At 41.0% G+C, this 6,874-nt stretch carries 7 protein-coding genes; 2 read left to right on the top strand and 5 right to left on the bottom strand.

The window, feature by feature from the left end; translation table 11 throughout:
* Window positions 1–86 precede the first annotated feature (86 nt).
* Window positions 87–734, bottom strand: coding sequence for a bifunctional 4-hydroxy-2-oxoglutarate aldolase/2-dehydro-3-deoxy-phosphogluconate aldolase (locus V7137_RS12715; RefSeq protein ID WP_335698427.1), 648 nt, complete (start codon window positions 732–734; stop codon window positions 87–89).
* 156 nt (window positions 735–890) lie between these two features.
* On the opposite strand from V7137_RS12715, the gene V7137_RS12710 reads away from it, so the two are divergent.
* Window positions 891–1,655: an IclR family transcriptional regulator gene (locus V7137_RS12710; protein WP_335698426.1), complete on the top strand. Its 765-nt coding sequence runs from the start codon at window positions 891–893 to the stop codon at window positions 1,653–1,655.
* Window positions 1,656–1,723: 68 nt separating this feature from the next.
* Here the strand turns inward: V7137_RS12710 and V7137_RS12705 are convergent, their stop codons facing one another.
* From V7137_RS12705 to kduI, 4 genes are all read right to left on the bottom strand, one after another.
* Window positions 1,724–2,674: a sugar kinase gene (locus tag V7137_RS12705; protein ID WP_335698425.1), complete on the bottom strand. Its 951-nt coding sequence runs from the start codon at window positions 2,672–2,674 to the stop codon at window positions 1,724–1,726.
* A 61-nt stretch (window positions 2,675–2,735) separates the two neighbouring features.
* Complete coding sequence (gene kdgT / locus V7137_RS12700; RefSeq protein WP_335698424.1) at window positions 2,736–3,728, bottom strand: 2-keto-3-deoxygluconate transporter; 993 nt, start codon at window positions 3,726–3,728, stop codon at window positions 2,736–2,738.
* A gap of 170 nt (window positions 3,729–3,898) precedes the next feature.
* Complete coding sequence (kduD, locus tag V7137_RS12695) at window positions 3,899–4,675, bottom strand: 2-dehydro-3-deoxy-D-gluconate 5-dehydrogenase KduD (protein ID WP_335698423.1); 777 nt, start codon at window positions 4,673–4,675, stop codon at window positions 3,899–3,901.
* Window positions 4,676–4,722: 47 nt separating this feature from the next.
* A complete protein-coding gene (gene kduI / locus V7137_RS12690) occupies window positions 4,723–5,553 on the bottom strand; it encodes a 5-dehydro-4-deoxy-D-glucuronate isomerase (RefSeq protein WP_335698422.1) in 831 nt (276 codons plus the stop codon).
* A gap of 235 nt (window positions 5,554–5,788) precedes the next feature.
* On the opposite strand from kduI, the gene V7137_RS12685 reads away from it, so the two are divergent.
* Window positions 5,789–6,805 carry a S66 family peptidase gene (locus tag V7137_RS12685; protein WP_335698421.1) on the top strand — a complete coding sequence of 339 codons (1,017 nt, stop codon included), beginning with the start codon at window positions 5,789–5,791 and terminating at the stop codon, window positions 6,803–6,805.
* The last annotated feature ends 69 nt before the right edge of the window (window positions 6,806–6,874 follow it).

The raw sequence follows: 6,874 nt of genomic DNA, 5'->3' as shown, positions 1-6,874 counted from the left end.
CTATGCGAAAATAGCCTTTCTTAATAATCGAAACAACGCCTAATCAGCTTTGCATCAATTTGAAAAACACGAAATGGAGATAACGTTTATTTCCCTCTGGCAGTTTGAACTTTCTCAATATACTGTTTTGCATACTCGGTGATCTTGTTGTATTCCCCTGTTTTTGCCGGCGCCACTAGATTACCGCCTACCCCGACAGCTACACAGCCATTTTTAATCCATTGTCCGACATTATCTAAATCGACACCGCCAGTAGGCATAATGTTGATTTGTGGAAGCGGTGCTTTCACTGCTTTGACAAAATCAGGCCCAAATGCACTTCCAGGGAATAGTTTCACAATATCGACCCCGGCTTCTAATGCACGTTTCATTTCGGTAAGGGTCATACAGCCAGGCATGTAGGGTACTTGATAAAGATTACATAATGTTGCCGTTTCCTGATCAAAAGCTGGACTTACCACAAACTGGGCCCCCGCCAAAATCGCAATCCGTGCAGTTGCTGCATCAAGTACTGTTCCTGCTCCAATCACTACATCATTATTATCTTGATAAAGGGTTGCTAATTCTTTAATCACTTCATCTGCACCTTGCACGGTAAAAGTAACCTCAATCCCTTGGATGCCACCTTCTACACAGGCTTCCGAAATGTTAACAGCCTCTTCCTTCGAGTCGGCTCTTACAACGGCAACCACACCACATTCAGCAATTTTCGTTAATATATTGATTTTTTTCATCATGGCAGTCACTTACTTTCTATTTTTTTATAATATTATTCCTAAAAAATTTTTACCGTTTTAATTTAAATTTACAAAAGATTCTCTATAACGTATCATATAATAGAACAGTGTTCCAAAAAAGTAAAATGAAAAACATTAAAAGAGGTAGAAATCATGTCAAATGTTCAATCCCTTGAAAGAGCTCTAACCATATTAAATAAGCTTTCTGAATATCCCGATGGCATCCAAATTACGCGGCTATCGGAGCAGGTTGGACTGACAAAAGGTACCCTTCATCGATTGTTAGCAACATTAGCGAATATGAATTATGTTGTCAAAGATGAAGAAACCGACAAATATAAACTTGGCTTACAAGTCCTCTTTCTTTCTAGAAATCTTTTAAATCACTCGAATATTGTCACGATCGCAAAGCCATATTTAGAAAAATTATCACAAGAAGTGAATGAAACCGTTCATTTATGCATTGAAGACCGCGGCGAAGTGATTTATATTGATAAAATTGAAAGTAATCAAACCATTCGGATGTATTCGCGCATTGGAAGCAGAGCCCCCATGTACAGTACCGCTGTAGGAAAAATATTACTTTCTGATATGAGTTCAAACCAATTTGAGGACATCGTTTCAAATATTATCTTTATTCCAAAAACACCTACAACGATTACATCTAAAGAAGAATTCATCAAAGAAATTGAAAAGGTGAAAGTCCAAGGTTATGCCTTAGACAATGCCGAGAATGAAGAAGTACTAAGATGTATCGCCTCACCAATTTACGACCATAAAGGAAAGATTATTGCCAGTTTTAGTATTTCAGGACCAAATAACCGAGTTACAATGGATCTGATCAACCATTCCTTAATTGACAAAATGAAACAGTATAGTATCGCCATTTCAAGGAACCTTGGATACACGGGTCCTTAAACCATATAATCCAAAGGTAAAGAATGTCACTTAAAGCGGGTCTTCTTTACCTTTTTTCATCTCTTCTATTAACGCTTTTCCAATGATTCTTCAATAAAAGCTTCCAAGCTGGCTCTATTAGGTAATCCGTCATTATCACCAGGAGACATCACTGCAAGCGCACCGATCGCCGCTCCTCGTTTTACCGCTTCCTTCAAAGGCAAACCTTCCAATATCCCGCTGACCACTCCAACGGCAAATCCGTCACCAGCACCTACCGTATCTAGGACTTTCTTTACTGGGAAACCCTCGGTGTAGAATTGCTCACTTTGTGAACTAGTGAACGCCCCTGCTGCCCCGAGCTTAATAACAACCGTTTTTACACCGGCGGCGTGATAATAAGCAGCAATTTCATGAACGTCTTCTTTACCCGTTAAGAGTTTTCCTTCCTCAATGCCAGGAAGAACAATGTCTGCACGGCAAGCCAGGTCGTTAATGACTTGAGCCATTTCTTGTTTGTCAGCCCAAAGGCCTGGACGCAAATTAGGATCATACGAAATTTGCACGCCTCGCTCCCGAGCCTCCTTCATTAGTTTGTAAACCATTTCTCGACAACCTGCCGATAAGGCCGGCGGAATACCCGTTAAATGAATATGGTCAAATCCGTCCCAGTTCAAATGAGCGATTGTTTCCAAGTCCATATGTGAAGCAGCTGAATTTTTTCGGGCTGAAAACACTTCTGGGTCACCGCTCATGACCTTTTCCTTCCATTGCATCCCTGTTAAATAGTTCGCATCATACGTCACATACGTGGTATCAATGGCATTCTGCTTCAAAAACTTTTCAATATTTTTGCCAAACGGGTCCATCCCCAATTGGGTAATATAGGTAACTTCATGCCCTAAGCGTGACATCCCAATGGAAAAATTGACCTCCGCTCCTGCAACAAAACGATCAAATCGCTCAACATTTTCTAAGGAACCCTCTTGGTCTGCTACGAAGAGTGCCATAGGTTCTCCCACAGTCATAATTCTACTCATACGATCCTCCCCTTAATTGAAAGAGAGACATACGCTGTATATGTCTCCCTTGATTTACTTATCAAGCCGTGGCTTTATTTCCGCCTGGCACTACTGATTCTTTGTTTTTCTTTTTCATGTATTGTGACCAATAGGCAGTTAAAATCGGAACTAATATCGACGTAACGATCACAGATGCTGCACACAAAGCAGTTGCCGATTGTGCAACCGGAAGAAATTCAGGTTTCATCGTAGCAATGATCATTGGATTGGCCACTGCAGCGCCTGCTGTACTTGATGCTGCAAGTCCTGCTGTACCGTTTCCGCCACCGATAAATTTATCAGCTAGCATTAATGGAATTCCTGTGATAGCGATTACAAGAAGACCCAATAAAATTCCTGCCAGACCTGTCTTCGCAATTACAGTCAGATCAATCGAGTTACCTAGAGCAAAACCAAAGAATGGAATCATGGTATGTGTAGCTTTACTGAAGAATTCACGGAAATCTTTATCCAAGTTACCAAGAATAAACCCTACTAAGAAAGGTAAGACAGCGCCTACAAATGCTTGCGGTTGGAATGCAGCTAACCCAGTTGAACCAAGAATTAACATTGTCACTAGTGGGCCTGATTCAAGTGACATAAGTACAAACGCACCAGCTTCTTCTTTACTGCCGTACTGCTGCATAATGGAAGCATATAAACCGCCGTTTGTCATATCCATACAGGAAATTAAAGCGAGAACAGAGAACCCGGCAAAAAAGCCAGTTTGAATCCCGCCATCTGGGATAAACATAGCAGCAACGATGGCAACTACCCATGCAACCGCTATCTTTGTTACCACAAGTGTTCCTGATTTCCGTAAAACAGTACCTGTTGCTTTAATATTGATTCCTGCACCCATGCAGAAAAACCAGACTGCTAAAATTGGTACAGTCCCGGTCATTAACCCATTCGTAAATGAACCAAAATACTCGCCAGATTTTGGTGCGAGCGTATGAATAATTGCACCTAAAAATAATGGAACCAGCATAAGCCCACCAGGGATTTTTTCAATCGTCTTCATAATTTTCATACTTGCATACCTTACCTTTCGGTTTATAATGGGTAATTTTTTTAGTAAAAAGTCGAGACATGCTGTGTTATGTTCCTGAATCAAATTCCGACAATCAAAGGCGGCTGGATTTAAGTGTTACTGACCTTGAACCGCCTCTGACTTTTGAATCTCTATTTCCTTATCCCAAATTACCGGGCCAACCAACCGCCATCAACTGCTAGAATATGTCCATTCATATAATCGGATGCTTTACTAGATAAGAAGACAACTACCCCCATAAGGTCTGAAGGATCGGCCCATCTTCCAGCTGGAATACGAGAGAGAATTTCTGCATTCCGTTTCTCATCTGCACGAATTGGCGCTGTATTAGCAGTAGCGATATATCCTGGTGCAATCGCATTGATTTGAATATTGTAATGTCCTAATTCGTTGGCAAATGCCTTTGTAAGACCCGCAACCCCATGTTTACTTGCTGTGTATGGCGGAATAAATTTACCACCTTGGAAGGACAGCATCGAACCAATGTTGATAATTTTTCCGCTTTCTTGTTTAGCCATGACTCTAGCAACCTCTTGACTCAGAAAATAGACTGCGTTCAGGTTAATATCCATGACCGCATCCCAATCCTCTTGTTTGTATTCTAGTAATGGAGTACGACGAATGGTTCCCGCATTATTCACGAGAATATCTATTTTCCCATAGACGTTCAAACACTCATCTACGATATTCTTAATATTTTTCCTTACCGTTAAGTCTGCTTGATGAAAGTGGACAGTGCGTCCTGTCTCTTCAATCAGAGCTTTGGTTTCATCCCAGTTGGTATCGTGGGAAACGATAAATAAATCTGCTCCTGCTTTCGCTAATGCGATTGCATATCCTTGACCAAGACCGGTATTTCCTCCTGTCACAATCGCAACCTTACCTGTTAACTGAAAAAAATCTAGTGAAAAATCTCTCAAACTCATTAGTTAGCACCTCTTCTTTTATGTCTTCTCATCTTGCAGTTTACAAGTTATCTCAGTTGGTCCATGGTTACTTGATCCATATCGTTATAGGTTTTATTTTCACCAGCCATTGCCCAGATAAAAGTATAATTACTAGTTGCACTGCCGCAGTGAATCGACCATGGCGGTGAAATAACCGCTTGTTCGTTCTTCATCACAAGATGACGCGTTTCCGTTGGTTCACCCATCATATGGAACATTCTTGCATTTTCTTCCAAATCAATATATAGGTAGACTTCCATTCTACGGTCATGTGTATGAGTTGGCATCGAATTCCACACGCTTCCCGTATTTAATTGCGTCAAGCCCATAACAACCTGGCAGCTTTGGATTCCCTCATTATGTATCATGCGGCGAATCACTCGATCATTTGCATTTTCAAGTGATCCTAAGCGGTCACCTTCAATATCCTTAAAGGCAACGTGTTGAACTGGATACTCTTTATGAGCAGGAGCAGAGAATAAATAAAACTTTGCTGGACTTACAGGGGACTCACTAGCGAACAGTAACTCTTTCTTCCCTAATCCAACATACAAGCAATCTTTGTTATCCATTTCATATGTCTCGCCATCAACGATAATCTTCCCTCTTCCACCGACATTAAAAATTCCCACTTCTCTTCTCTCTAAGAAGTAATCGGCTTTGATTTGATCATATCCTTTTAAAGAAATCGTCTCTCCCATTGGTGTGATGCCACCGATAATGGCACGGTCTTCCATGGTATAAACAAGCTTAATTTCGCCTGGCACAAATAACTCTTCTATAAGATAGTGTTTGCGAAGTTCCTCGGTTGTAAATGTTTTGGCATGATCCGGGTGTGTTGAGTACCTAGTTTCCACAATATCCATCTCCTTATATGTAATGACTATTATCTTGGATTTGTCTTGTTCCGCATCGTGGTACGTTGTTTCATAATTTAATTATAGCGTTTCCATTTTCAAATGGCTAGTATTAATTTGACAAAAAAGTGAATTTTATTTTTAGATGCTTTCGTTGAAAGAACTATCGAAAATGATAGCGAGGTTTCACCCCTTTTGGTAAAATTATCTAAAGCATTTAGGGGGGATGTCCATTATGATTACCTATCCATATTTAAAAAAGGGCGCAACAATTGGAGTGACTGCCCCCTCATCAGGAGTGCCATCACCTTTACACGAGGTCCTTAAACTTGCAAGCGGCCGGCTGGAACAAAGAGGTTTCAAGGTAGTGCTGGGTGAAACGGCTTGGACTCAGGATAAGGCTAAATCAGCCCCGGCATTAAAACGTGCGACTGAATTTAATGAGATGATACGTGACAGTAACATCGACATCATCATTCCACCTTGGGGCGGCGAGTTATTAATCGAGATCCTTGAACATATGGACTTTGAAACTATAAAAAACAAATGGATTTTAGGCTATTCTGATGTCAGCGCGCTATTGCTGGCGATTACCTTAAAGACAGGTATCGCAACCGCACATGGAACAAATATAGTAGATTTACGAGGGGAATTTATGGATGAAACAACAGCCAAGTGGGAGGCTGTTTTAGCAACAAACACGGGGGCATCGATTATTCAGTTTTCCTCGGACCGCTTTCAAAAGGAATGGCAGCATGCTAATCCTTCGCCCTGCGTTTTTCATTTAACTGAACAAACTACTTGGAAAACGGTAGGAAGTGGTCCCGCTAGGATCGAAGGACGTTTACTCGGTGGATGTATAGATATTATTAGACATCTTATTGGGACACCCTTCGGTGATGTAGATACTTTTAGAAAAACCCATATCAATGGAGAGCCCGTTATTTGGTATTTAGAGAATTGTGAAATGAATTCCACGGATTTAAGAAGATCCTTGATCCAAATGAAATTAGCGGGCTGGTTTGAAAACTGTTCCGGACTGTTGTTTGGGCGGAGTGATGCCAATAATCCCGTGGAAAACTATACGGTGGAAGATGTTTATCAAGACCTTGCTGATGAGCTTGAAATACCAGTTATTTATGATATTGATTGCGGGCATCTCCCACCACAAATCACCTTCATCAATGGGGCTTATGCAGAGGTGGGAGTTTTCGAAGGTAAAGGTACCGTTTTACAATTTTTCCGGCCGTAATTATCACAGTTGTCTGCATGGCATTCGGACAGCTTTATTCAATTTTCCAATTCACCTGTCCGAATAAGC

Source organism: Neobacillus drentensis (assembly GCF_036962765.1).
In the GTDB taxonomy this organism is placed as follows: Bacteria; Bacillota; Bacilli; order Bacillales; family Cytobacillaceae; genus Neobacillus; species Neobacillus drentensis_C.
This window is presented reverse-complemented; position numbering and strand designations above follow the sequence as displayed.